22 protein-coding genes are annotated in these 22637 nt (G+C 66.5%); 7 read left to right on the top strand and 15 right to left on the bottom strand.

Annotated elements, in window-relative coordinates; all coding sequences use genetic code 11:
- Positions 1 to 10 precede the first annotated feature (10 nt).
- From AC5Y7D_RS28105 to AC5Y7D_RS28080, 6 genes are all read right to left on the bottom strand, one after another.
- The gene (locus tag AC5Y7D_RS28105) at positions 11 to 622 is read right to left on the bottom strand and encodes a TetR/AcrR family transcriptional regulator (RefSeq protein WP_499929262.1); all 612 of its coding nucleotides are present in this window, start codon (positions 620 to 622) and stop codon (positions 11 to 13) included.
- Positions 622 to 1518, bottom strand: coding sequence for a hydroxymethylglutaryl-CoA lyase (locus AC5Y7D_RS28100; protein WP_499929260.1), 897 nt, complete (start codon positions 1516 to 1518; stop codon positions 622 to 624). The genes AC5Y7D_RS28105 and AC5Y7D_RS28100 overlap by 1 nt, the downstream gene beginning before the upstream one ends.
- The gene (locus AC5Y7D_RS28095) at positions 1515 to 2714 is read right to left on the bottom strand and encodes a CaiB/BaiF CoA transferase family protein (protein WP_499929257.1); all 1200 of its coding nucleotides are present in this window, start codon (positions 2712 to 2714) and stop codon (positions 1515 to 1517) included. Before AC5Y7D_RS28095 ends, AC5Y7D_RS28100 begins: the two co-directional genes overlap by 4 nt.
- Positions 2711 to 3889: an alpha/beta hydrolase family protein gene (locus AC5Y7D_RS28090; RefSeq protein WP_499929256.1), complete on the bottom strand. Its 1179-nt coding sequence runs from the start codon at positions 3887 to 3889 to the stop codon at positions 2711 to 2713. The genes AC5Y7D_RS28095 and AC5Y7D_RS28090 overlap by 4 nt, the downstream gene beginning before the upstream one ends.
- Positions 3886 to 4980: a homogentisate 1,2-dioxygenase gene (locus AC5Y7D_RS28085; protein ID WP_499929255.1), complete on the bottom strand. Its 1095-nt coding sequence runs from the start codon at positions 4978 to 4980 to the stop codon at positions 3886 to 3888. The genes AC5Y7D_RS28090 and AC5Y7D_RS28085 overlap by 4 nt, the downstream gene beginning before the upstream one ends.
- 88 nt (positions 4981 to 5068) lie before the next feature.
- A complete protein-coding gene (locus AC5Y7D_RS28080; RefSeq protein ID WP_499929253.1) occupies positions 5069 to 6037 on the bottom strand; it encodes an NADPH:quinone oxidoreductase family protein in 969 nt (322 codons plus the stop codon).
- Between the two features lie 351 nt (positions 6038 to 6388).
- Here AC5Y7D_RS28080 and AC5Y7D_RS28075 point away from each other — a divergent pair, with 351 nt between their 5' ends.
- Complete coding sequence (locus AC5Y7D_RS28075) at positions 6389 to 7009, top strand: TetR/AcrR family transcriptional regulator (RefSeq protein WP_499929251.1); 621 nt, start codon at positions 6389 to 6391, stop codon at positions 7007 to 7009.
- Here AC5Y7D_RS28075 and AC5Y7D_RS28070 read toward each other — a convergent pair.
- From AC5Y7D_RS28070 to hisN, 3 genes are all read right to left on the bottom strand, one after another.
- Positions 7002 to 8204, bottom strand: a complete 1203-nt coding sequence (locus AC5Y7D_RS28070; RefSeq protein WP_499929249.1) for an acyl-CoA dehydrogenase family protein — start codon at positions 8202 to 8204, stop codon at positions 7002 to 7004. The genes AC5Y7D_RS28075 and AC5Y7D_RS28070 overlap by 8 nt on opposite strands.
- Before the next feature lie 42 nt (positions 8205 to 8246).
- Complete coding sequence (locus AC5Y7D_RS28065; protein WP_499929247.1) at positions 8247 to 9638, bottom strand: acyl-CoA dehydrogenase family protein; 1392 nt, start codon at positions 9636 to 9638, stop codon at positions 8247 to 8249.
- 76 nt (positions 9639 to 9714) lie between these two features.
- The gene (gene hisN / locus AC5Y7D_RS28060) at positions 9715 to 10503 is read right to left on the bottom strand and encodes a histidinol-phosphatase (protein WP_499929246.1); all 789 of its coding nucleotides are present in this window, start codon (positions 10501 to 10503) and stop codon (positions 9715 to 9717) included.
- A 23-nt stretch (positions 10504 to 10526) separates the two neighbouring features.
- Between hisN and AC5Y7D_RS28055 the strand changes: the two genes are divergently transcribed.
- Positions 10527 to 10898 (top strand): hypothetical protein, encoded by a 372-nt coding sequence (locus tag AC5Y7D_RS28055; protein ID WP_499929244.1) that lies wholly within the window; start codon positions 10527 to 10529, stop codon positions 10896 to 10898.
- Here AC5Y7D_RS28055 and AC5Y7D_RS28050 read toward each other — a convergent pair.
- From AC5Y7D_RS28050 to AC5Y7D_RS28040, 3 genes are read right to left on the bottom strand one after another with little or no spacing between them, the layout of a single operon-like run.
- Positions 10889 to 11686, bottom strand: coding sequence for a slipin family protein (locus AC5Y7D_RS28050; protein ID WP_499929242.1), 798 nt, complete (start codon positions 11684 to 11686; stop codon positions 10889 to 10891). The two genes, AC5Y7D_RS28055 and AC5Y7D_RS28050, sit on opposite strands and share 10 nt — an antisense overlap.
- Positions 11683 to 12306, bottom strand: a complete 624-nt coding sequence (locus tag AC5Y7D_RS28045; protein ID WP_499929240.1) for a hypothetical protein — start codon at positions 12304 to 12306, stop codon at positions 11683 to 11685. Before AC5Y7D_RS28045 ends, AC5Y7D_RS28050 begins: the two co-directional genes overlap by 4 nt.
- Positions 12303 to 14597, bottom strand: coding sequence for a nitric-oxide reductase large subunit (locus AC5Y7D_RS28040; protein WP_499929239.1), 2295 nt, complete (start codon positions 14595 to 14597; stop codon positions 12303 to 12305). Before AC5Y7D_RS28040 ends, AC5Y7D_RS28045 begins: the two co-directional genes overlap by 4 nt.
- Before the next feature lie 211 nt (positions 14598 to 14808).
- Here AC5Y7D_RS28040 and AC5Y7D_RS28035 point away from each other — a divergent pair, with 211 nt between their 5' ends.
- Genes AC5Y7D_RS28035 through AC5Y7D_RS28025 form a run of 3 tightly spaced genes read left to right on the top strand, consistent with a single transcriptional unit; the run spans position 14809 to position 17994 of the window.
- A complete protein-coding gene (locus AC5Y7D_RS28035) occupies positions 14809 to 15600 on the top strand; it encodes a universal stress protein (protein WP_499929237.1) in 792 nt (263 codons plus the stop codon).
- 10 nt (positions 15601 to 15610) lie between these two features.
- Positions 15611 to 16258, top strand: a complete 648-nt coding sequence (gene dosR / locus AC5Y7D_RS28030; protein ID WP_499929235.1) for a hypoxia response regulator transcription factor DosR/DevR — start codon at positions 15611 to 15613, stop codon at positions 16256 to 16258.
- Positions 16255 to 17994: a GAF domain-containing sensor histidine kinase gene (locus AC5Y7D_RS28025; RefSeq protein ID WP_499929233.1), complete on the top strand. Its 1740-nt coding sequence runs from the start codon at positions 16255 to 16257 to the stop codon at positions 17992 to 17994. The genes dosR and AC5Y7D_RS28025 overlap by 4 nt, the downstream gene beginning before the upstream one ends.
- Here AC5Y7D_RS28025 and AC5Y7D_RS28020 read toward each other — a convergent pair.
- Positions 17974 to 18972, bottom strand: a complete 999-nt coding sequence (locus AC5Y7D_RS28020) for an Acg family FMN-binding oxidoreductase (protein WP_499929280.1) — start codon at positions 18970 to 18972, stop codon at positions 17974 to 17976. The genes AC5Y7D_RS28025 and AC5Y7D_RS28020 overlap by 21 nt on opposite strands.
- Positions 18973 to 19153: 181 nt before the next feature.
- Here AC5Y7D_RS28020 and AC5Y7D_RS28015 point away from each other — a divergent pair, with 181 nt between their 5' ends.
- Positions 19154 to 20527: a WS/DGAT/MGAT family O-acyltransferase gene (locus tag AC5Y7D_RS28015; protein ID WP_499929231.1), complete on the top strand. Its 1374-nt coding sequence runs from the start codon at positions 19154 to 19156 to the stop codon at positions 20525 to 20527.
- A 2-nt stretch (positions 20528 to 20529) separates the two neighbouring features.
- Complete coding sequence (locus AC5Y7D_RS28010; protein WP_499929229.1) at positions 20530 to 20946, top strand: group III truncated hemoglobin; 417 nt, start codon at positions 20530 to 20532, stop codon at positions 20944 to 20946.
- A gap of 4 nt (positions 20947 to 20950) precedes the next feature.
- On the opposite strand, the gene AC5Y7D_RS28005 is transcribed toward AC5Y7D_RS28010, so the two are convergent.
- The gene (locus AC5Y7D_RS28005; protein ID WP_499929227.1) at positions 20951 to 21379 is read right to left on the bottom strand and encodes a pyridoxamine 5'-phosphate oxidase family protein; all 429 of its coding nucleotides are present in this window, start codon (positions 21377 to 21379) and stop codon (positions 20951 to 20953) included.
- Positions 21376 to 22368, bottom strand: a complete 993-nt coding sequence (locus AC5Y7D_RS28000) for an Acg family FMN-binding oxidoreductase (protein WP_499929225.1) — start codon at positions 22366 to 22368, stop codon at positions 21376 to 21378. The genes AC5Y7D_RS28005 and AC5Y7D_RS28000 overlap by 4 nt, the downstream gene beginning before the upstream one ends.
- Positions 22369 to 22637: the final 269 nt, after the last annotated feature.

Here is a 22637-nt window from a genome sequence, read left to right as displayed (position 1 = left end):
GTTGATCTCCTTAAGCTCCGTATAGTGTTTTCTGCCAAATCCGGGCCAGCAGGGCAATGGCGTCCCGGTCGCTGATGGTCACGCCCAAGTCCGGCTTCCCGACGAATACGGTGGTGAAGTTCTCGAACAGCAGCGCGATGGCCGCCGCCGTGTGTTCCGGGTTGAGCTCGGTTCCGTAACCCTGCTGCTGTGCGCGGCGCACGGAGGCGGCCACGATGTCCATGCCGAAGCGCCGGAACTCGTTCTGGACGTCGGCGAAGCGTTGCTGGGTGGCGGCCAGTTGCGCCACGGCGATCATGATGCCGATGTTCTGCTTGAACATGCCCCAGTAGCCGGTGACCACGGAGGTGAAGAACGCGTCGTCCTCGGGTGAGTCGGGCAGGTGAACCCGCAAGCCGGACGGCTCGACGACGTCGTGCAGGAACGACTCCGCCAGGGCGGCCAGCAGGTCTTCCTTGTCGGTGAAGTAGCGGTAGAAGACCGCCGAGGACTTGCCCGCCGCGGACGTGATATCGGCCAGGGTGGTGCCATGAAACCCCCGCTCGGCAAACAACTTCCGCGCCGCCTGTTCGATGGCCTGACGGGTCTGCAGCCCCTTGGCGCTGAGCACTTCGGCCGGCATCAGGTTCGCATCCGGTCTCCGGCGCGCAGCAGGGCGCTCGGCAGGTCATGTCCGACAGCGGCTTTCGCGACCTGCGCGGCGGCGATCGCGGCAGGCAGGTCCACGTCGACTTCGTACCCGCTGTCGGTCAGTAGATACACCAGGTCTTCGGTGGCGATATTGCCCGTGGCGCCGGGCGCGAACGGGCAACCGCCCAGCCCGCCCACCGAGGCGTCCAGTCGGGTGACACCCGCCGTCACAGCGGCATAGGCGCTGGCCAGGCCGGCGCCTCGGGTGTTGTGGAAATGGCCGCCCAGCGGCAGGTCCCCGATCACCGGATGAAGTTGCGTGACAAGCGAACTCACCCGTCCTGGTGTTGCGGTGCCGATGGTGTCGGCGATGCAGAACCGGTCCGCGCCCTGCTCGAGCGCCGCGGCGGCGATGTCGAGCACCCGTTGTGGGGGAGTCGGTCCGTCGAACGGACAATCCCACGCGGCGGCGACGATCACCTCGACAGCGGCGCCGGCTTCGTGGGCGATGGCGACGATGTCGCTGATCTGCGCGGTGGCCTCGGCGCTGGAGCGTCCGACGTTGGCCCGGCTGAAAGCATCTGAGGCGGCAACGACGTATTCGATGGACCGCAGTCCGGCGGCGATCGCGCGCTTGGCGCCGTTCGGGCTGGCCACCAGCGCGGAGAACTCGATGTCGGGATAGTGGTGCAGTTCGGCGGCGAGCTCGGCGGCGTCGGCCATCGACGGCACCTTGGACGGGGATACGAATGCAGTGGCCTCCACCTCGCGCACCCCGGTCGCCGCCACCGCGGCCAACAGTTCCAGCTTGGCCGACAACGGGATTGGCTTCTCGATCTGCAGCCCGTCGCGCAGCGCTACCTCGCGGATGTCGACGTGTGCGTTCATACGACCTCCTCGGCCACCAGCTCGGCGACTTCGTCAGCCGTCTTGCCCAGCAGGCCGGTATAGACGTCTTCGTTGTGTTGCCCCGGGCGGGCCGGGCCGGCGTTGCGCACGCGGCCCGGGGTTTCGGAGAACACCGGCACGATGCCCGGCCCCAGGACGTCGCGGCCCAGGCGTTCGTCGTGGTGTGGGACCAGCATGCCGCGGGCGCGCAGTTGCGGGTCGTTGACCACCTCGGCGACGGTGTTGATCGGGCCGGCGATCACGCCTGCGGCGGAGAGTGTTTCGATGATGTCGGCGGGTTGGCGCTGCGCGGCCCAGCCGCCGATGATCTCGTCCAGTTCGTCCTGGTTGCGGCCTCGGGCGGCGTGGGTGGCGAACCGGTCGTCGGTGACCAGCTCCGGGCGCCCCATCGCCTTGCACAGCCGGGCGAACACGGTGTCCTGGTTGGCGGCGATCACCACCCACGAGCCGTCGGTACTTTGATAGATGTTCGACGGCGCGATGCCTTCCAGCCGGGTGCCCGACGGTCCGCGCACCACGCCGCCGACGTCGTAGTCCGGAATGGTGGATTCCTGTACCGCTAAACACGATTCGGTGAGTGCCACGTCGACCACCTGCCCACATCCGGTGACACTGCGGCGGTACAGCGCGGCGAGTGCGCCCTGAGCGCCGAACATGCCGGCCAGCGTGTCACCCAACGACAACGCGAGCCGGGGCGGCGGGCCGCCGGGGAAGCCGTTGAGGTGCCGCAGCCCGCTGGCCGCCTCGGCCACCGAGGCGTAGCCGGCCTTGTGCGCGTCCGGTCCGGTCTGCCCGTAGCCGGACACCCGGACCAGGATGATCCCCGGATTGCGCTGGCTGAGCACGTCATAGCCCAGGTTCCATTTCTCCAGGGTGCCGGGCCGGAAGTTCTCCACCACGATGTCGGACTTCTCGACGAGTTCCAGAAACACCTCGCGACCGCGCGGCTTGCGCAGGTCGAGGGTGACGGCGCGCTTGTTGCGGGCGTGCACGGTCCAGAAGACGCGGTGGCCGTCCACTTCGGCCTGCCCCCAGGTACGCAGCGGGTCCGGGGCGCCCGGCGGCTCCACCTTGATGACGTCGGCGCCCATGTCACCGAGCAGGCGGCCGACGAACGGGCCGGCGATCAAGGTTCCGAGCTCGAGCACCCGGATGCCGTCGAGCGCGCCCGTCATCGGGCGAACCCGTGCCGCTTCAGCCAATCGGTGACGATGTCGACCGCTTGGCGCAACTTGTCGCGTTGGTCGGCTCCCGCGTAATAGTGCGTGGCGCCGTGGATTTCGTGCATCTCCTTGTCCGGGTGCCCGATCGCCTCGTAGAGCCGCCGGGTGTGGCTGGGTGTGCATGCGTCGTCGGCCAGGTTACCGATTACCAGGGCCGGGATTGCGAGGTCCTTCCCGCACGCTACGCCGTCGCCGCGGGCTTCGTCGTAGCTCCACTGCGACAGCCAGCCGCGCAGCGTCGAGAACCGCGCCAGGCCGACCGGGCTCATGTTCACCACCTGTGGGTCGCCCAGGTAGCAGGTGCCCGGCGTGCGCTCGTTGGGGTCGACAGTGGGATCCAGCCAGCGGGGGTCGGCCATGGTGCCGTGCACCACGAAGCAGAACTCGGCAACGTCGCAGCCAGGGAGGCCACTGGCTTTCAACTCGGCGAGTTTGTCGCGGACCCACACGGTGATCCGCCGGTTGCGGTCGATTTGCGCCTGCCGGTACCGGGCCAGGAACTCCTCGGAGTAGGGCGGCTGATTGGGGTTGTCCGGGTCGTAGAGATCCAGCTCGGGGTCGCGTCTGGTCGGGTCGGCTTCGTCAAGGATGGACGCATCCAGCCACTCGGTCAGCGTGCCGTGCCGGCTGATGTGCGCGGCCAGCAACATGATTCCATCGGCGGGGGGAAGTTCGAGCTTGGTCAGGTCGGGGCCGTCGCCGGACGGGCTGGACGTGATGGTCGCGTGCTGGGCCTGCTGCTGATAGAACACCGACAGCGAACCGCCGCCACTCCAGCCGGCCAGCACCACCTTGCCGTAGCCCAACCGGGTTTTGGCGTCCTTGATGCATTCGCCGAGATCCTCGACCACCTTCTCCATCAACAGCGCGGAATCGGTGCCGCGAAATCGGCTGTTGCAGTAAATGACATGGTGTCCGGCTCGGGCCAGCGCGTTGATCATCGGCAGGTAGGCGCCGCCGCCGATCGGATGCATGAACACCAGGACGGTGTCCGACGCGATGTCCTTCGGCCTGAGCAGATAGCTTTCCAGCACGGTGATCTCGGCGAGCCCGCCGTAGACGTCGCGGACGCCGGAATCGTTTTGGAAGGCAACAAGATAAGGGATGCGCTCGTAATCGTGTTTCATGCGTGCTGCCCCAGGTCGTGGGCCAGCACTTCGGCGGACGGGACCAGCCGGCGGCGGGTATCGATGGCGATCACCTGCCAGTCGACGCGGGAATATTCGTCGAACTTGCGGCGGGCGCGTTCGCGTGCCTTTTCCGGTGCGCCATGGTGAACTCCCTGCGGCGCATGGGATATCAGGCCCGGTGGCATCGGGATGCCATAGAGCGAGCCGCCGTGGAAGAACGCGATCTCGTCGTAGTCGACGTTGCGGTGATACCACGGCGTGCGTTCGGTACCGGGCACCCCCTCGGCCGGTTTGGGCAGGAAATTCATCACGTACACGCCGGTCGCCTGCATGAACAGATGCACCGTCGGTGGCAGGTGCACACTGTCGGAGGTGATCACGTTGTAGTCGGCGATGTTGAAGGTGAACGCGAAGTTGTCGCCGCGCCAGCCTTCGACATCGATCGGATTGTGTTGGTAGTAAAGAGTTGTGGGGCCACCTTCATGAATAAGACGGACTTCGTATTGGTCGCGGCCGTCATCCTCGATGGGCGCCGGTTCCGGTATGACGGCCTGTGACGGATCGAAGGGAAAATGCCGTCCCAGTGTGCCGGGCGGCGGCACCCGGAATTCGTCGGTGGCCTCGATCAAGAGCAAAGCCGTTTCGGTAGAGGGGATTTGGCGCCACGTGGTTGCCTTGGGAAGATAGATCCAGTCCCCCTGCCGGTAGCGCAACGGCCCGAATTCGGTTTCCAGCAGGCCCGCGCCGTTGTGCACGAAGCACAGCAGGTCGCCGTCGATGTGGCGGGTGTAGAACGGCATCTCGTCGTGGCGCCGGCTCAGCAGCACCCGGCAGTCGGCGTTGCTGAACATCAACAGCGGTCCGCCGTTCGCGTCGGTGGCGTCGCTGGGCTTGAGCTGGTCGGCCAGCACGTCGACCGGGCGCAACGGCCCGACCGCGCGGTAGGCGGTGGGGTCATGACGGCGGTAGAGGTTGGCGGTCCGCCCGGTGAATCCGCCCCGGCCCAGTTCGTCGTCTTTGAGACCGTCGAGGTCGGCGTGCACACGCCGCGGCGTCCGGCCTTTACGCAAGTGGACGAATGATTCCATGAAGCGGCTCCGGGTGGTCGACAGCAAGAAGTAAAAGTGACATTACTTTTTGTTCCGCTGGCGGGCAAGCCCGGAATTGCTCGGCGAGCTAGCGCACCCGCAAGACCACTTTGCCCTTGGCGCTGCGGTTTTCCAGCGATGCCACCGCTGCCGCCGCCTCGTCGAGCGGGAACACCTCCGGTTCCGGGGCGGCGAGCTTGCCCGAGGTGAAGAGTTCCTCGAGGGCCGCCCACTGCTCCTCGAGCGCACCGGGATGACGGCCGGCCCAGGCGCCCCAGCCGACACCCACCACGTCAATATTGTTGAGCAGCAGTCGATTTACCTTCACGGTCGGAATCTCACCACCGGTGAAGCCGATCACCAGCAACCGTCCGGCCGGGGCCAGGGAACGCAGCGAATCGGTGAACCGGTCACCGCCGACTGGATCGACCACGATGTCCACGCCGCGGCCGCCGGTCAGTTCCTTGACCGCGTCCTTGAACCCGTCGGCCAGCACCACATCGGTCGCGCCGGCCGCGGTGGCGATCTGCCCCTTCTCCTCGGAGCTCACCACCGCGATCACCCGCGAAGCGCCGAGGGCCGGGGCGAGTCGCAACGCCGACGTGCCGATACCGCCGGCCGCGCCGTGCACCAGCACGGTCTCACCGGGTTGCAGCCGGCCCCGGACGGCCAGCGAGAAGTACACCGTCAGGTCGTTGAACAGCACGCCTGCGCCGGCCTCGAAGCTCAGCTTGTCGGGCAGCCTGAACAACCGGTCGGGCGCCAGCACGGCGACCTCGGCCATGCCGCCGGTGAGCATGGTCAGGCCGAGAACCCGGTCGCCGGCCTGAACGTGCGCGCCCTCGGGTGCCGAGCGGACCACCCCGGCGATCTCGGCTCCCAGCACGAACGGCGGATCGGGCCGGTACTGATACAGGCCGCGCGTCAGCAACGCATCCGGGAAGGCCACCCCGGCGGCGTGTACGTCGACCACCACACCGTCGCCGGTGGGTTCGTCGATGTCTGTCACCTCGATCGCTTCCGGACCATCCAGCCGAGTCACCCGTGCCGCGCGCATGCCGATCACCCTACTTCCGGCTCGGAACCCGCCCGCAACCCGTATGACGGCCCGTCCCGTGAAGGCGCCGGCGCGCGGCTGGTCAAGCACACCGACGACGTCTTCGACGTCGACTTCAGTGGTGACGGCGTCCAGATGGTGCGGCCGCAGCGAATCGCCCAGCCGTGCCCGCAGGTCGCGGGCGCGGGCCGCTCGGCCTGTCGCCGAGCGTGAACTGAAGGCGAAAATATCGCGAAAAGCTCACCGCCAGTTCACGTTCGGCGAATCACGCCGCGAAACAGCCGCCATCTCCCTGACTTGTACCGTAGTGATCGCTACGGTAAACTCGGAACAGTTCCGAAGGGGAGTGGTATGGCGGACAAAGAACCCAAGCGCAAGCGTAGGGCGGACGGCGAACTGTCCCGCGCCCGGATCCTGGACGCGGCCACCGAGATTGCGGCCGAACGCGGCTACGAGGGCACCAGCATCGGACTGGTCAGCGCGAAGTGCGGGCTGCCCGCCAGCTCGATCTACTGGCATTTCAAGGACAAGGACGACCTGATCGCCGCGGTCATCGAGCGCAGCTTCGCCACCTGGCTGGCCGCGTGGAACCTCGTGCCGCCGACGTCGGAGACCGATCCGCAGGAGCAGATCCTCGGGCTGACGGAAAGGACCGCCAAGGTGCTGCTCGAGGCGCCGGACTTCCTGCGGCTGGGGCTGATGCTGGCCCTGGAGCGCCGCCCTACCGAACCGCGAGCGAAGACGATGTTCACCCAGGTTCGGGCGCGCGCGTTCGACCAACTCAAGGAGACGTTCCGAGGGGTCATGCCGCAGTTGACCGAGCCCCACGCGCACCAGCTCGCCGCCTATGCGCTGGCCGGTGCCGATGGTTTGTTCATCGCCAAGGAACTCGGCGGTGACGCGGTCGACCTGCTCGCCTTGTTCGAGCTGCACGGGCGGGCCATTTACGACCTCGCCCGGCAGCTCACTTGAGCTCGGCCGAGGACAGGCCCAGCAGCCGGCGGGCCACCACCAGCTGCTGAATCTGTTGGGTGCCTTCGAAGATGTCCAGGATCTTGGAGTCGCGGCCCCACTTCTCCAGCAGCAGCTGCTCGGAATACCCGGTGGTGCCAGCCAATTCGACCGTCTTCAGGGTGACGTCGCTGGCCATCCGGCCCGCCTTGGCCTTGCTCATCGACGCTTCTTTGGAGTTGGGAATGCTGTTGTCGGCCTGCCACGCCGCGCGCAACGACAGCAGGTAGGCGGCCTCCCAGTCCGATTCCATCCGCAGGAACTCCGCCGCCGCGGCGCTCTGGACGTGTGCGGGCCGGTCGTAGTCGATCTCGACTCCGGCATCGGTGAGGATCTTGCGGATCTCCTCCAGCGCGGCGCGGCCGATGCCGACGGCCATGGCCGCGACGATGGGCCGGGTGTTGTCGAAGGTCTCCATCACACCCGAGAAGCCTTTGCCGACTTCGATTTCGGGGTTACCGAGCAGGTTCTCCTTGGGGATGCGGGCGTTATCAAACCGAATAGCGGCGGTATCCGAACCCTTGATGCCGAGCTTGTGTTCGAGCCGTTCGACGGTGACGCCGGGGTGCTCGCGCGGCACGATGAACGATTTGATCGCTGCGCGGCCCTTCGACTTGTCCAGCGTGGCCCACACCACGATGTGGGTCGCCCTCGAACCGGCTGTGACGTAGATCTTTTCGCCGTTGATCACATACTCGTCGCCGTCGAGCTTCGCGGTGGTGGACACCGCCGCGGAGTCCGAACCGAAGCCTGGCTCGGTGATCGCCATGGCGGCCCACACCTTGCCCAGCCGCTCGAGTTGCTCCTCGGTGGCCACCGCGGAAATGGCGGCGTTGCCCAGTCCCTGATAGGGGATGGACAGCAGCATCGCCACGTCACCCCAGCTGGCTTCCAGCGTCTGCACGAGGGCGGCCATGTTGGCGCCGTTGTGGTTGTCCTCTTTCTTGTCGGCGCCGCGGAGTTCGCCGGCGCCGGCGAAGCTGTACGACTCGGATGCACCTTCGAAGAGGTTGATCAGGGTGTCCAGCTCGACCGGATAGGCGTGTTCTCTCAGGTCGTACTTGCGGGCGATGGGCCGCACCAACTCGGCGACGCCCTGATGGGTCTTGGTGACGACCGCCTGCAGCTTGCCGGGCAGCTCGAGATTGATTGCCATGATTGCTCTTTCGCTTTCAAAAGGTTCGAGTTAGATGACGTTTTAGATCACTAAGACGCCCTCGGCCACGCCGATGGCCCGCAGATCGCGGTACCAGCGCTCGACCGGGTGTTCTTTGGTGAAGCCGTGGCCGCCCAGCAGCTGTACGCCGTCCAGGCCGATCTGCATGCCCTTGTCGGACGCGAACCGCTTGGCCAGCGCCGCTTCCCGGGCGAACGCCAGGCCCTGTTCGGCGCGTGAAGCACCGCGCCAGGTGATCAGCCGCAACCCGTCGAGCTCGATGGCGATGTTGGCGCACATGAATGCGACGGCCTGACGGCGCGCGATCGGCTCGCCGAAGGCTTCGCGTTCCTTCACGTAGGGCACGACATAGTCGAGCACCGCGTGCGAGGTGCCCACCGCCAAGGCCGCCCAGCCGAGCCGGGACAGCGCGATCGCCTCGGAATAGTCCTCGTCAGTCGCCGCGTCCTCACCCAACCGCGCATGCAGCGGCACCGAAACACCGTTCAGCTCAACCTGGCCCAACGCCGCGGCGCGAATTCCCATGCTCGGGTCCGCCTTGACGGTTAGCCCTTGGGCGGAGGATTCGACAATGAACAGCGCCGGCTTGCCGTTGAGCTGTGCGCCGATGATGAACAGCTCGGCGTCGGCGGCTGCCGGTACCAACGACTTGACGCCGTCGAGGCGGTAACCGGACGGGGTACGCACCGCGGTGGTCCGCAGCCGCGTCGGGTCGAACAGGGGCTGCGGCTCGGCGATGGCGACGCACGCCTGCGGCACGCTCTCGCCGGCGAACTCGCGCAGGTAGGTCTCCTGCTGATCGGCGCTGCCCCAGTGGGTCAGCGCGGCCGCCACGCCGCCGGGCGCCAGGATCGGCAGCGCCTGACCCATGTCGCCGTAGGCCAGTGCCTCGGCCACCAGCACGTTGGTCACCGCAGACCGGTGCTCGGCGATGCCGTCGAAGTCCTCGGGAATGTTGATCGCGGTGATGCCCAGCTCCGCGGCCTTGGCGATCAGGCCGGCCGGGTAGGTTGCCGCCTCGTCGGCGTCGTGGGCGGCTGGGCGCAGGATCTCCGCGGCGAATTCCTCGACGGTTTCCACGATCAGCTTCTGGTCGTCGTCGGGCGTGAGGTCGAAGTAGTTCTTGCCGCTCGACTTCAGCCGGGTAGGCGTGCCGCGCAGGTTCTGCACCCGCTTGAACTGCCTGCCGGCGGCGGCGGTGGTGGAGAACACCTGTTTGGTGCCGTAGCGCAGCGTCCGGTTGAGCGGGTCGCGCAACTTGTACTTGTCCAGGAACTCCTGGCCCACCAGCGGCGTCAGCAATGCGATGGCGATGTCGACGCCGGTGCGCTTGTGCGGTTTCATCCCGATGGTCGTCTGGGGGTCGCGTCGCTTCTTGGAGCGCGTACCGGAAGCAGGAAGTGTGTCGGTCATCTCAGCAGCCTCTGTCGTTGGGGCGATGCGAATAACGCCTATCTTACTCCGGAGTAAGATAGATGACACGTGTTAGCTAGTTCACAGCAGGGCGCAGGCGGTCGAGCACCTGCTGGTGCAGCAGACCGTTGGTCGCTACGGCGCTGCCGCCGTGCGGTCCCGCGGTGCCGTCCAGGCTGGTGAACCGGCCGCCCGCCTCGCGTACCAGGATGTCGAGCGCCGCCAGATCCCAGACCGACACTTCGGGTTCGGCGGCGATGTCCACCGCGCCTTCGGCGAGCAGGCAGTAGGACAGAAAGTCGCCGTAGGCGCGCACTCGCCAGACGGCGTCGGTCAGATCGATGAATCGCCCGCGCAGCCCCAGTTCGGCCCAGCCGGTCAGGCTGGAGAACGACAAGCTGGCCGAATTCATCTCGGCCACAGCGGAAACCGATAGCCGGCGCGGCGGCGCACCGGACACCTCCGCGAAGGCGCCCTGGCCGTGCGCGGCCCACCACCGGCGCTGCAGGGCGGGCGCGCTGACCACCCCGACGGTGGGGACGCCGTCGTGCAACAGGGCGATCAAGCTGGCCCAGACCGGCACTCCGCGCACGAAGTTCTTGGTGCCGTCGATCGGGTCGATGATCCATTGCCGTCCATGCCAGCTGGCTTCACCGCCGAACTCCTCGCCCATGACGTTGTCGGCGGGCCGCCGGTCGGCGATCGTCTGACGCAGCTGTGACTCCACGGCGCGGTCGGCATCGGTCACCGGGGTCAGGTCGGGTTTGGTGTCGATGCGCAGGTCGAGCGCGCCGAACCGGGCGCGGGTGACCCCGTCCGCGAGGTCGGCCAGGGCCAGCGCGAACTGCAGATCGGTCTCGGTCACGCCAGCAGTCCTACCATGGCGGGATGTGGGAATTCATGGTGCTGCTCCTGCTGGTGGCGGTGCTGGTGGTGTTTCTGGCGCCGCGGTTCATCCGTCCGGGCCCGCGCGGCGCCCTGGCCGGCGGCACGTTGCTGGTCACCGGGGTCAGCTCGCGGGCCGAGAGTGACGCCGCCGAAGGCGAGCAGTTCGTCACCATTTCCGGCGTCATCAACGGGCCGACCGTCAACGAGCACGCGGTGTACCGGCGCATGATCGTGACCGCCGACCAGTGGCCGGTCATCGGTCAACAGTTTCCCGTGGTGTATTCGCCGAACAATCCGGACAACTGGAACTTTGCGCCGCCGGAACCGTCGGAGCCGTCCGGGCCGCCGGAGCCGCCGGCCGACTATCCCTGATGGTTGACGTTGTCCAGCACCCCCCGCATAGCGCCCGGATCGCGCAGGAACGGGGTGATGATGTCGACCGGCAGCGGGAAGACCACCGTTGAGTTCTGGTCTGCCCCGAGCTCCAAAAGCGTCTGCAGATAGCGCAATTGCAGCGAGGCCGGACTTTTGGAGAGAGTTTCGGCGGCTTGGCGCAACTCCTCGGAGGCCTGAAGTTCGCCGCGTGCGTTGATCACCTTGGCGCGGCGTTCGCGTTCGGCCTCGGCTTCCCTTGCCATCGCCCGCTGCATCGACTCCGGAATCTCGACGTCCTTGATCTCGACGACCCGCACCTGCACGCCCCACGGCTCGGTCATCTTCTCGATGATCGTGCGCAAATCGCTGTTGAGGTCCTCGCGATGGGCCAGCAAGGTGTCCAGGTCGGCCCGGCCGAGCAGCGACCGCAGCGTGGTCTGGGCGATCTGCGAGGTGGCCACCGCGTAATTCTCGACCGCCAGAATCGCTTTCAGCGGTTCGGTCACCGCGAACATGACCACCGCGTTCACCCGGGCCGGCACGTTGTCGCGGGTGATGACTTCCTGCGGCGGGATCGTCAAGGTCACCAGTCGCTGGTCGACGCGAATCATCTTGTCCACCAGAGGAATTAGAAAGCGTAGTCCGGGTTGATACAGGGGGCGCACGTGGCCCATCCGGAACACCACTCCCCGTTCATACTCGCGCAGGACCGTCAGTGACGGCACGGCGACCGCGGCGAGCACCACGATCGCGATGGCGGTCAAACCGACCGCGAATCCGGTCATGTCTTGTCCTCCTTGCCTGCCCAGCCCCCCCAGCGGGTGGAATATCGGTCAATGGCGGCGGCCACCTGATCCTCGATCGCGGTGCGGTGGGGCAGGTAGTCCGGCGCGTTGGCCGGAGTGTTCCACAGGTGACGGGCCAGGGGCAGCCCGAGCAGTGCCACGACCGCCATGGTGGCGGTCAAGACCAGGACGTCGGCAAGCGAGTGGTTGGCGATCAACGTGGCCGAAGGCAGCACAATGCCGAATCCTGCTACGCTGCAGGCAATTCCGCGGTGGAAGCGTCCTGCTTCCGAATGCGGCCAGGGGTCGACCTCGCGGCTGATCTCGCGGCCGTGGTCCGATGTGGTGCAGGTGTCCTTGACCGGGCAACTGTTACAAACCACCGGCAACGCGCGATAGCGCATCACCCGGTGCTTGGGATCGAAAGACGTCGGCCACAGCCACTGGTCTTGCGGGCACACCCAGGCGTCATGGTCGGGACGGTAGCTGAACTGTCCGGTGCGCCACCTCGCGGCGCGTGCCGAGGCGCGCCGCGCCATCGCGTCGAAACACCATCCGATGCCCAGCAGCACCAGCGAATATCCGGCGATCAGCCAGACCGAAGTCTCGGGTGGCGTCATTTCTCGATGTACAGCGGATGCTCGGGCAGTTCCTCGACGGTGTCCCCGGCGCGGAAGTTGCGCAATGCGGTCCAGGCGATCCAGACGAACGGCAACACCCCGCCGCCGATCAGAATCACGTCACCGGGCAACCTGAGCCACTCGAGAACCGCGTTGCCGGGCTTGGTGATGTAGCCCAGCGACCGTGCCTCGAAATAGCCGTCGCCGACCGAGTGGTAGAGCTGCAGCACGCCGAGGGGCAGCAGGGTCACGAAGACCATCCACGCCAGGCCGATGTTCATGCACCAGAACGACAGCCGGGCCAGCCGCTCCGGCCATTTGTCGGCCGGGATGACGTAGCGGAACGCGAACATCGCCAGACCTACGGCGAGCATGCCGTAGACGCCCATCATCGCCGCGTGCCCGTGGTTGGCCGTCAGGGCGGTGCCGATCTGGTAGTAGGACACCACCGGCAGGTTGATCAGGAATCCGAAGATGCCCGCCCCCAGGAAGTTCCAGAAGCCGACCGCCACCAGGAACATCACCGCCCATCGGTGCGGGAACGGATTCGCGTCACCGGACTGCTGACGGGCACCGAGCTGGAGGAAGGCCCAGGCCTCGACGGTAAGGAAGGTCAGCGGGATGACCTCGGCCGCCGAGAAGAACGCGCCGAGGGCCATGTGTTCCACCGGCGTCCCGGAGAAGTACAGGTGGTGCATGGTGCCGATAACGCCGCCCGCCGAGTACAGGATGACGTCCAGAAAGATGACGCCCAGCGCGATGCGCTCGCGCACCACACCCAACAACACGAAGATGTAGGCGACCATCACCGTGGTGAACAGCTCGAGAAAGTCCTCGACCCACAGGTGCACCACCCAGAACCGCCAGAAGTCGGCGACGGTGAAGTGGGTGCCGCTTCCGGCAAGCAGGCCGACGGCGTAGAACATCGGAATCGCCAAGCCGGAGAAGAAGAACAGCCAGGGCATGTTCATCTTGGATTCGCCCTTGAGCCGGGCGCGGATACCGCGCCAGATGATCGCGATCCACACGAACAGGCCGACGACCAGCAGGATCTGCCAAAGCCTCGGTAGATCCAGGTACTCCCACTGCTGGGAGAGCAGTCCGCCCCGCGGGATGACCCCGTAGATGGACAGCGCCTCACAGCTCAGCGAGCCGAATACCACCAACGCCACCGCGCCGAGCAAGACGTAGGCCAGCAGCGCCTGCCGTTTGGGCTCGCGACGGGAGATGAAGGGCACCAGGAAGATCCCGCCGGCCAGGAAAGCCGCCGCGGTCCAGAACAGGGCGAGTTGCAGATGCCAGGTGCGGGCCAGGTTGTAGGGCAGCACCCGGGCCAGGTCCAGTCCGAAGAAGGTGGACAGGTCGGCCCGGTAGTGCTCGGCCGCGGCGCCCAGCAGCGCCTGCAGCAGGAACAGCACCGACACGACCGCGAAAAACCAGATGGTGGCGCGCTGCGCAGGCGTCAGGCTCACTTCGCCCGGCTGGCGGAATGACAGCGTGGACGTCTCGGCGCCGTGCCAGCCGACCTTCTGGCTCCAGCGACCGTAGATCGCAAACATCACCCCGATACCGCCGAGCAACGCGATCAGCGACAGCGCCGACCACACGATCACCGCCGCGGTGGGTCCGTTGTCGACGCGTTGCTCGGCCGGCCAGTTGTTGGTGTAGCTGTACTTGTGGCCCGGCCGTTCGGCCGCCGCCGCCCACGCGGTCCAGGCGAAAAACGCGGTCAGCTGGCGGATCTGGGCCCTGTCGGTGATGAGTTTCGGCAGCAGGCCGTACTTGGTGGAATTCTCACCGAAGTAGGCCGCGTAGTGACCCTGAATGCGGTCGAACGCGGCGGACTGCCGGTTGGTGAACACCAGCGTTTTGGTCTGCGGGTTGTAGCGGTTGGTGCGGAACTCGGTGACCACTTGCTCGTGCGGGGTGGTGACACCTTGCGCCCGAAGTTGACCGGTGACGTCGTCGGTGGCCATCCGCAAGTAATCGGCGGTGTAGTCGGGTCCGAGATACGCGCCGTGGCCCAGCACCGACCCGTACTGCATCAGCCCGCGGGCCTGAAACAGCTCCTGGCCGGCGGTGATGTCGTCATCGGTGAACAGCACCTGGCCTGATTCGGTGACCACTTTGTCCGGCAACGGCATCGCCGCGGTGTAGGTGCGGTAGGCGAGAATGCCCATCACCAGAAAGCCGAAGATCAGCACCAACGCGACGCCCTGGACCCACCCTCTGCCGACCAGCGGTGGCGATGCCGGCTGAGCGGAATCAGGAGATGTCTCTCGAACAGCCATAGCAGGACCCCCCCGTTGGATTGGCAATTCTCACCAGGCACCCGCCGGACGCCATAACCATCCAATGCCCGTTGCGCTGCGCTGGCAAGAGCCGGCTGAAATTCATTGCTGCTAGGGACCAATGGCCCTGATCCGGGGACCAATGCCTCTGGAGTCGCGGGCGTGTCGGCAATAGCGTCTGGTTTGCCCAGTCATGGAAGGGGAGACCCCGATGAGCAGCCGCGAGTCAGGTCCTGCAGTCGTCGTCGGCATCGACGGCTCGCGAGCGGCCTTGCATGCCGCCCTGTGGGCGATCGATGAGGCCGTTACCCGAGACGTCCCGCTGCGCCTGGTCTACGTCATCGAATCACCGCCGGTGGCGGGCGGGATAGCCGGACACCAGGCGGGCGCCCGCGCGGTGCTGTTCGACGCCCAGCAAGCGATCAGGGCGACGGGCAAAGACGTGGCTGTCGAAACCGAGATCATGTGGGGCAGGCCCCTCACCAAGCTCACGCAGGAGTCGAGGTCGGCCGCGATGATCTGTGTCGGTTCCATTGGGCGCAACCACGCGCACAGTGGCGAAGGCTCGGTCGCCGGTGCTCTGGCCGGATCATCGCTGTGCCCCGTCGCGGTGATCCACCGGTCGCCCGACGGCACCACGACCCCGACGATCAGGCGCGTTGTCGCGGAGGCGGACAACGGCGCCGTGCTGCGCCATGCATTCCAGGAGGCGCGCCTGCGTGGCGTTCCGTTGCGCGCCGTCTCCGTGCAGGCGGCTCACAGCGGCGACGGAGACGGACATCGTTTGGCGCAGACACAATTGGACCGCCGCCTGACCCGATGGGCGCGGCTGTACCCGGACGTGCGGGTGGAATCGGCGATCGTCCGCGGACACGGCGATCGCTATATGGCCGACAACGAGGCGCCGGGTCAACTGTTCGTCACCGACGCGCACGCCGCGCAGGTGCGCAGCGTCTACAACGCGGGATCCTCGGTGCTGACCGTGCGCAGCGGCAACCTGTAGGAGTGGTGCGTTGGTAAAAGTCTTCCTGGTCGATGACCATGAAGTGGTTCGGCGTGGCCTGATCGACCTGCTGTCCGCCGATCCCGATCTCGACGTCGTCGGTGAAGCCGGATCAGTCACCGAAGCCATGTCGCGGATTCCGGCGGCCGACCCGGACGTGGCGGTTCTCGACGTGCGCCTGCCCGACGGCAATGGCATCGAGCTGTGTCGGGACCTGTTGTCCCGCATGCCCGAACTGCGCTGCCTGATCCTGACGTCCTACACCTCCGACGAGGCGATGCTGGACGCTATCCTGGCCGGCGCCAGCGGTTACGTCGTCAAGGACATCAAGGGAATGGAACTGGCGCGCGCCGTGAAGGACGTGGGCGCCGGGAGGTCGCTGCTGGACAACCGCGCGGCCGCGGCATTGATGTCCAAGCTGCGTGACACCACCGAGAAGCAGGACCCGCTGTCCGGTCTCACCGAGCAGGAGCGCGCCCTGCTGAGTCTGCTCGCAGAAGGCCTGACCAACAAGCAGATCGCCGACCGCATGTTCCTCGCCGAGAAGACGGTGAAGAATTACGTGTCCCGGTTGCTGGCCAAGCTGGGCATGGAGCGCCGGACCCAAGCGGCGGTATTCGCAACCCAACTGAAGCGCTCGAGCGGTGAGGGCATATGACATCCGGCGAAGCGGCTGAGGCCGGCCCCGAAAACGGGTTGCATCCTTTCCGTCAGACGCTGTCCCAGTTGCGGCTGCGGGAGTTGCTGGTGGAGGTGCAGGACCGGGTCGAGCAGATCGTGGAGGGCCGCGACCGGCTCGACGGTCTGTTGGAGGCCATGTTGGTGGTCACCTCGGGCCTGGAGCTCAACGCCACCCTGCGCGCGATCGTGCACTCGGCGACCGATCTGGTCGACGCCCGCTACGGCGCACTGGAGGTGCACGACGGCGAGCAACGGGTGGTGAATTTCGTCCACGAGGGCATCGACGAGGAAACGGTCCGGCGTATCGGCCCCCTGCCCCAAGGCAAAGGCATCATCGGCTTGTTCATCGATCAACCGAAAGCCCTACGGCTGGATGACCTTTCGAAGCATCCGGCATCGGTGGGATTTCCGGAGCATCATCCGCCGATGCGGACGTTCCTCGGCGTGCCCATCCAGGTGCGCGAGGAATCCTTCGGCACGCTGTACCTCACCGACAAGACCAACGGGCAACCGTTCAGTGACGACGACGAAGTGCTGGTGCAGGCGCTGGCGGCGGCGGCGGGTATCGCGATCGCGAACGCCGGCCTTTACCACCAGGCCAAAGAGCGCCAGTCCTGGATCGAGGCCACCCGCGACATTGCCACAGAACTGCTGGCGGGGACCGAGCCCGACACGGTGTACCGGATGCTCGCCGAGGAGGCGCTGAAGTTGACCGCGGCGGACGCGGCCCTGGTCGCCGTTCCCCTCGACGAGAGCGCTTCGCGGGCCGATGTCGTGGAGCTGATGGTGATCGAGACTCTCGGCACTGTCGTGGAGCCCCTTGCGGGGCAGACGATTCCCGTCAGCGGCACAGCGCTGGGGGAGGTGTTCGTCAATGGGATGCCGCGCCAGATCGACCGGGTCGACATGGACGGCTTCGACGGCCTCGACGAAGACATCACCGGACCGGTGCTGCTGCTGCCGCTGCGCGCCACCGGCACCGTGGCGGGCGTGGTGGCCGTCCTGGGCCAAAGCGGTCCGGGATCTTTCACCAACGATCAACTCGAGATGATGGCCGCTTTTGCCGACCAGGCCGCGCTGGCCCTGCAGTTGGCCACCTCGCAGCGGCAGATGCGCGAACTGGACGTACTGACCGACCGCGACCGCATCGCGCGCGATCTGCACGACCATGTGATCCAGCGCCTGTTCGCGGTGGGCCTGTCATTGCAGGCCGCGGTCCCCAGAGCCCGTGAACCTGAAGTGCAGCAACGCCTTTCCGGAGCAATCGATGATCTACAGGCGGTCATTCAGGAGATTCGGACCACCATCTTCGACCTGCACGGGGCCTCGCAGGGCATCACCCGGCTGCGCCAGCGCATCGACTCGGTCGCCGGCCAGTTCGCCGACTCGGGGTTGCGCACCAGCGTCCAGTACATCGGGCCGCTGTCCGTGGTCGACAGCGGGCTGGCCGATCATGCCGAGGCGGTGGTTCGGGAAGCGGTCAGCAACGCAGTACGGCACGCACAGGCCACCACGTTGACGGTGCGGGTCAGGGTCGACGACGACCTGTGCATCGAGGTGAGCGACAACGGTTGCGGCATGCCCGACGAATACACCGGCAGCGGACTGATCAACCTCAAGCGTCGCGCGGAAGATGCCGGTGGCGATTTCACCGTCGACAGGCCGGCCGCCGGCGGTACCGTGCTGCGTTGGTCAGCGCCGCTCGTCCAATGATTGCTCGGACCATTCGACGACGCGAACCAGTCGCCGCCGCGGCGTGGCCGGTAACGGGTCGGCGTTGATCGGTGCCCAGCCCACCCGCAGCAGCATCTGGGGATAGCCGCTGTCGCCGAAGACGTCGGCGCGAACGGCGTCGCGGGTCTCGGCAATCTCCAGCGGCTCGGTGATCGGGCAGCACGCCAAACCCATCGCGGTCGCGGTCAACAGCACGATGCTGGTTGTCTCCCCGGCGCGCAGTTGCGACATCCGGTCGTCCTTTTTGGTGCCCAGCGCCAGGATCACGCCGCAGTCGTCGGCGGGGGAGACACCGGACGGCTGGGCCAGTCCGGGACCGGCAAACAACCGGGCGGGGATCGGAGACTGCGGGTCCGACGGCGGCGCATTCCGGGCCGGCACCCCGGCCACTGCACCGTATCGCCCACTCCACGTGGTCAATTCGCGCATGTACGCGTCGTCGCTGGCATGGTCGGAAACGGCGCGCGCCACAATCTCTCTCATCTTGGCCAGGGAATCGACCTGGCGCAGCATCACGCCACTGCGCGCCGCTCGGGCCGCCATCTGTGCGATGTCACCGCCCGGCACCGGCCAGGAACTGTACGCCCGTCGGTCGGTCCGGCGCCTCGGAATTGCTGCTGCCAGTGCGATATCGGCCTGATCGGGAACCTGCGGCACCACCTCGATGGTGGCCAGATGGCGGGGGTTGTCGGGATCGGGGAAGCGGATCACCTTGGCGTGCCAGCCCATAGACGCCAGTGCGACGACACAGTGATGCAGCGCCACACCGCAGCTGATCATCAGGCCGCGGCCGTCGGGATCGGTGTTCTGCAGCTGCATCTCGGGTTCGGAGTACAGCTCGAGGCTCGCCGCGCCGACCCGCCAGCGCCACGGCTGCGTGTTGTGGATGGAAGGAGCGCGGGTGGCCAGGGTGAGGACCGTCTGCAGCGTGTCGGCATCGGGAAATGGGGCGTTCATGGGTGCCGAGCCCTTCCTGTCCATGACTGTGGTCACGTACTCAAGAATCGTCGGCGCACCGTTGTCCGCGGCAGAGGCCGAAGCCCCGGCAGCGTGGGACCTTTGGCCCTGCTCCGGGGCGCCCCGGCCGGCGGATAGTGAAACTGCGGGTTGCAGGTAAATTTTGGAAGGGCACTGATTCATGGACCACCTGACGACACTTGATGCCGGGTTCCTCAAGGCTGAGGACGCCGATCCGCGGGTCAGCCTGGCCATCGGGGGACTGGCCGTCATTGAAGGCCCGGTGCCCGGACAGGCCGACCTGGTATCGGTTTTCGCGCAACGGATCCGCGGTTGTCCGCGTTTCGGCCAGCGGCTGAAGCTGCATCCGCTCGACCTCGGCGCCCCCGAATGGGTGGACGACCCCGACTTCGACATCGAGCGGCACGTGCGGCGGGCGGCGCTGCCACAGCCCGGTGACGACCGTGAGTTGTTCAGGCTGATTGCCGATTTGATGGCCCGACGCTTGGACCGCGATCGGCCGTTGTGGGAGGTGTGGGTGATCGAGGGCCTCGCCGACGATCGCTGGGCGATGCTGACCAAGCTCCATCACTGCCTGGCCGACGGCGTCGCCGCCACCCACATCCTGGCCGGGCTGTGCGACGACGGCGTGAAACGCGCGGCCCGGGCTCCCCGCAAGATTGCAAAAGAGGTTGCCGCACCGCGAACGCCGTTGCTCAACGGATTGCTGCAGACCTCCGCCGCCCTGACGGCCGGTGTCGTCCGGGCCGTCCGCGGTGCCGGCGAAATCGCCTCCGGACTGTTGAGTCCGTCCGCCTCGTCGCTCAACGGTCCGCTCAGTGACCAGCGTCGCTACAGCGGGGCACGGGTCGCGATGTCCGATATCGACCTCATTGCCACGACTTTCGACGTGACCGTCAATGATGTTGCGCTGGCGGCCATTACCGAGAGTTATCGCAACATCATGATGGAGCGCGGAGTCAAGCCGCTGCGTGATTCGTTGCGGACCTTGGTGCCCGTGTCGGTCAGGTCTGCGAATGCGGCCGACGAGACGGACAACCGGGTTTCGTTGATGCTGCCGAAACTTCCCGTGGACGAGGAGAACCCGGTGGAACGGCTGCTGGCGGTACACGAGCGTCTGGGCCGGGTCAAGTCGAGTGGACAGCGGCAGGCGGGAAATGCTTTCATATCCCTGTCCAATCGCATCCCATTCGCGCTAAGTGCCTGGACCGTCGGGTTGTTGATGCGGTTGCCGCAACGTGGTGTGGTGACGGTCGCGACCAACGTGGCCGGCCCCTCTCGACCGCTGCGCATCTTGGGCAGGCCGATAACCGGGTTGTACCCGGTTCCTCCGCTGGCTATGGACCTGCGTACCGGCGTGGCGATGCTGAGCTATTCCGGCGACCTGTTCTTCGGAATATTTGCCGATTACGGCGTGATCGCCGATGTCGACCAACTGGCGAGGGGCATCGAAGCCGCGGTGGCCCGTCTGGTCGCAATCAGCAAGCGGCGCAGGAACCCTCCGACTCGCGGGCCGCTCTCACTGGTGGTCTGACGGTGGGCGTGCCACGGCGGGATCTGGCCGACCGCGCCAATGTCGAGACGTTGCTGTACCGGTTCTACGGTCGCGCGCTGAACGACGAGGTGTTGTACGAAGCGTTTACCGAGTTGCGTGCTGCCGGGCTGGGCGGGCACATCCCCACGATGTGCGACTTCTGGGAGACCGTACTGTTTCGCGCCGGGCGCTACCAGGGCAGCGCGTTGACGGTGCATCGCGACCTGCATCAACGAACTCCGTTGTCGCCGAATCACTTTGTTCGCTGGCTGACCCTTTGGAACGAGGCCGTGGACGAACTCTACGACGGGCCGGTAGCCGCGCACGCCAAGCTTCAGGCAGCCAGAATCGCCTGGTCGATGAATCGGCGCTTGAACGGTGCCGATGCGCGCGAACTCGACGCGCTGCTCGCGCGCTGACCTTCTACGCGACGGTCTCGTTGTGGTCGGGCTCCGGACCGAACACGAAGCGGCGGCCGGTGATGTCGTTCGGGGTGATACGCACGAAGTTGGGCTTCGCCGTCGCGACCCACGGATACAGCCCGGCCTGGTCGGCTTGCTGGATATCGGCGTCGGCCTTCAACAGCCGGGCACGTCCGCGCACGATCACACTCCAGCCCTCGGCGACGTTGTGGTCGTCGGCTTCGAAGATCACGGTGCGATGCCCAACCGCCGAGAACAGCTTGGTGCCTTCGGCCGTCCGGAACAACACGGTCCGGTTCTGCACCACGAAGTTGACCGGGAAGATCTCCGGTTCGCCGGCGAAGTTGGTCACCAACCGGCCGAGCGATGCGGTGCCCAGCAGATCCCAACTCTCGCTTTCGGACAGGACGGTGATCGGCTCGTCGCTCATTGGGTCAACCTTTCTTGGGGCGTGTGGCGGATTTCGAGAATGGCGTGCAGGGGTCGGCGCGGCGTCGGTGCCGGCAGCGGTTCCATGGCCGGCGCAATACCGACGCGGATCAGCACTTGGGGTTCGCCGCGCCGGCCGATCAGGTCCCGCACGATGTCGCGGCTCTCAGTAGATTCGATCAGGTGGGTCAACGTGCAGGTCGCCATTCCGGCCATGGTGCATTCCAGTAGCACGGTCGAGAGTACTTCGCCGCAGCGCAGGACGTCGGCGCCGGTGTCCGTGGGTGTCGACAGCACAAGGATTTTCGACCAGTCGGTAGCGATCTCCGGGCGGCGCTCCTGATGGCCGCGGACCGGGAAGTCCCGCGCGACATCCACCCGCAGCCGTTCGGTGTCGGACGCCAGCGCGGACGGTGGCATACCTTCGGACAACGCGAAAGGCGATGTCCACCAGTCGAGTTCGGCGCGGTACGAGGCATCGTCGCGCCGCAGTGCCTCGCTCAGCTGCGATGCCTCGGCCAGGCGCAGGCGTTGTTCGTCGTCGAGGACGTCAAGGGTGGCGATCTCATCATCGAGTGTGCTGCGCAGTGCCGGTTCGAAATGGTCCCAATACATGGGACGGTCGAAGGGCAGCCGATCGGTGTGGCGCTGCAGTATGGCTTCGGCCCGGGTGCGCTGTGCCGCGGTGACGTGATCGATCGGCTTGAACCGCACGGTGGCCAGATGCGCCGGGTCCTCCGGGTCGGGAAAGCGGGCAATGCTGGACCGCCATCCCGCCGCCGCCATGGCGACCTGCAAATGATCGAGGGTCGCGCCGCAGCTGATCAGCGTGTCACGCCCCGAGTGGTCTGTCGCACGAACGGTTCGGTTGAGATCGGCGTACAAGTGGACGGCACCGGGCTCGACGATCCAACGCCACGGTTGGCTGTTGTGGACCGACGGCGCTCGGCAGGCCAGCAAGACTGCGCTCCTGACGGTCTCGATGTCCACGGCTGCGACGTTACGGTCGTGCGCGGCAGATGGGTAGGGACCTTGGTCATCCGGCGGCATGTCCTGTGTCATCACGGCTTCGCCGTGCATGAAATCCGCTGTCGCGCTTGATGTTGCCGGGCTTCACGGGGCCCGACTTGTCGGTGGTGCTTCGTAGAATCTGAGGTATGGCAGCGAGTTCGCGTGAGGAGATCGTGGCGGTCTTCGATGCCCTCGATGCGGTGGTGGACCGGTTGTGCGGGTTGACCTTTGAGGCGTTCACCACCCGC

Source organism: Mycobacterium sp. NGS49, from assembly GCF_059812565.1.
The sequence above is the reverse complement of the archived record's forward strand: the minus strand, read 5'-3'. Positions and strand labels throughout refer to the sequence as shown.

Bases quoted from the DNA above. Each gene is read 5' to 3' on its own strand.
- AC5Y7D_RS28105 (WP_499929262.1), bottom strand. From the start codon at position 622: ATGCCGGCCGAAGTGCTCAGCGCCAAGGGGCTGCAGACCCGTCAGGCC.
- AC5Y7D_RS28100 (WP_499929260.1), bottom strand. From the start codon at position 1,518: ATGAACGCACACGTCGACATCCGCGAGGTAGCGCTGCGCGACGGGCTG.
- AC5Y7D_RS28095 (WP_499929257.1), bottom strand. From the start codon at position 2,714: ATGACGGGCGCGCTCGACGGCATCCGGGTGCTCGAGCTCGGAACCTTG.
- AC5Y7D_RS28090 (WP_499929256.1), bottom strand. From the start codon at position 3,889: ATGAAACACGATTACGAGCGCATCCCTTATCTTGTTGCCTTCCAAAAC.
- AC5Y7D_RS28085 (WP_499929255.1), bottom strand. From the start codon at position 4,980: ATGGAATCATTCGTCCACTTGCGTAAAGGCCGGACGCCGCGGCGTGTG.
- AC5Y7D_RS28080 (WP_499929253.1), bottom strand. From the start codon at position 6,037: ATGCGCGCGGCACGGGTGACTCGGCTGGATGGTCCGGAAGCGATCGAG.
- AC5Y7D_RS28075 (WP_499929251.1), top strand. From the start codon at position 6,389: ATGGCGGACAAAGAACCCAAGCGCAAGCGTAGGGCGGACGGCGAACTG.
- AC5Y7D_RS28070 (WP_499929249.1), bottom strand. From the start codon at position 8,204: ATGGCAATCAATCTCGAGCTGCCCGGCAAGCTGCAGGCGGTCGTCACC.
- AC5Y7D_RS28065 (WP_499929247.1), bottom strand. From the start codon at position 9,638: ATGACCGACACACTTCCTGCTTCCGGTACGCGCTCCAAGAAGCGACGC.
- AC5Y7D_RS28055 (WP_499929244.1), top strand. From the start codon at position 10,527: ATGTGGGAATTCATGGTGCTGCTCCTGCTGGTGGCGGTGCTGGTGGTG.
- AC5Y7D_RS28050 (WP_499929242.1), bottom strand. From the start codon at position 11,686: ATGACCGGATTCGCGGTCGGTTTGACCGCCATCGCGATCGTGGTGCTC.
- AC5Y7D_RS28045 (WP_499929240.1), bottom strand. From the start codon at position 12,306: ATGACGCCACCCGAGACTTCGGTCTGGCTGATCGCCGGATATTCGCTG.
- AC5Y7D_RS28040 (WP_499929239.1), bottom strand. From the start codon at position 14,597: ATGGCTGTTCGAGAGACATCTCCTGATTCCGCTCAGCCGGCATCGCCA.
- AC5Y7D_RS28035 (WP_499929237.1), top strand. From the start codon at position 14,809: ATGAGCAGCCGCGAGTCAGGTCCTGCAGTCGTCGTCGGCATCGACGGC.
- AC5Y7D_RS28025 (WP_499929233.1), top strand. From the start codon at position 16,255: ATGACATCCGGCGAAGCGGCTGAGGCCGGCCCCGAAAACGGGTTGCAT.
- AC5Y7D_RS28020 (WP_499929280.1), bottom strand. From the start codon at position 18,972: ATGAACGCCCCATTTCCCGATGCCGACACGCTGCAGACGGTCCTCACC.
- AC5Y7D_RS28015 (WP_499929231.1), top strand. From the start codon at position 19,154: ATGGACCACCTGACGACACTTGATGCCGGGTTCCTCAAGGCTGAGGAC.
- AC5Y7D_RS28005 (WP_499929227.1), bottom strand. From the start codon at position 21,379: ATGAGCGACGAGCCGATCACCGTCCTGTCCGAAAGCGAGAGTTGGGAT.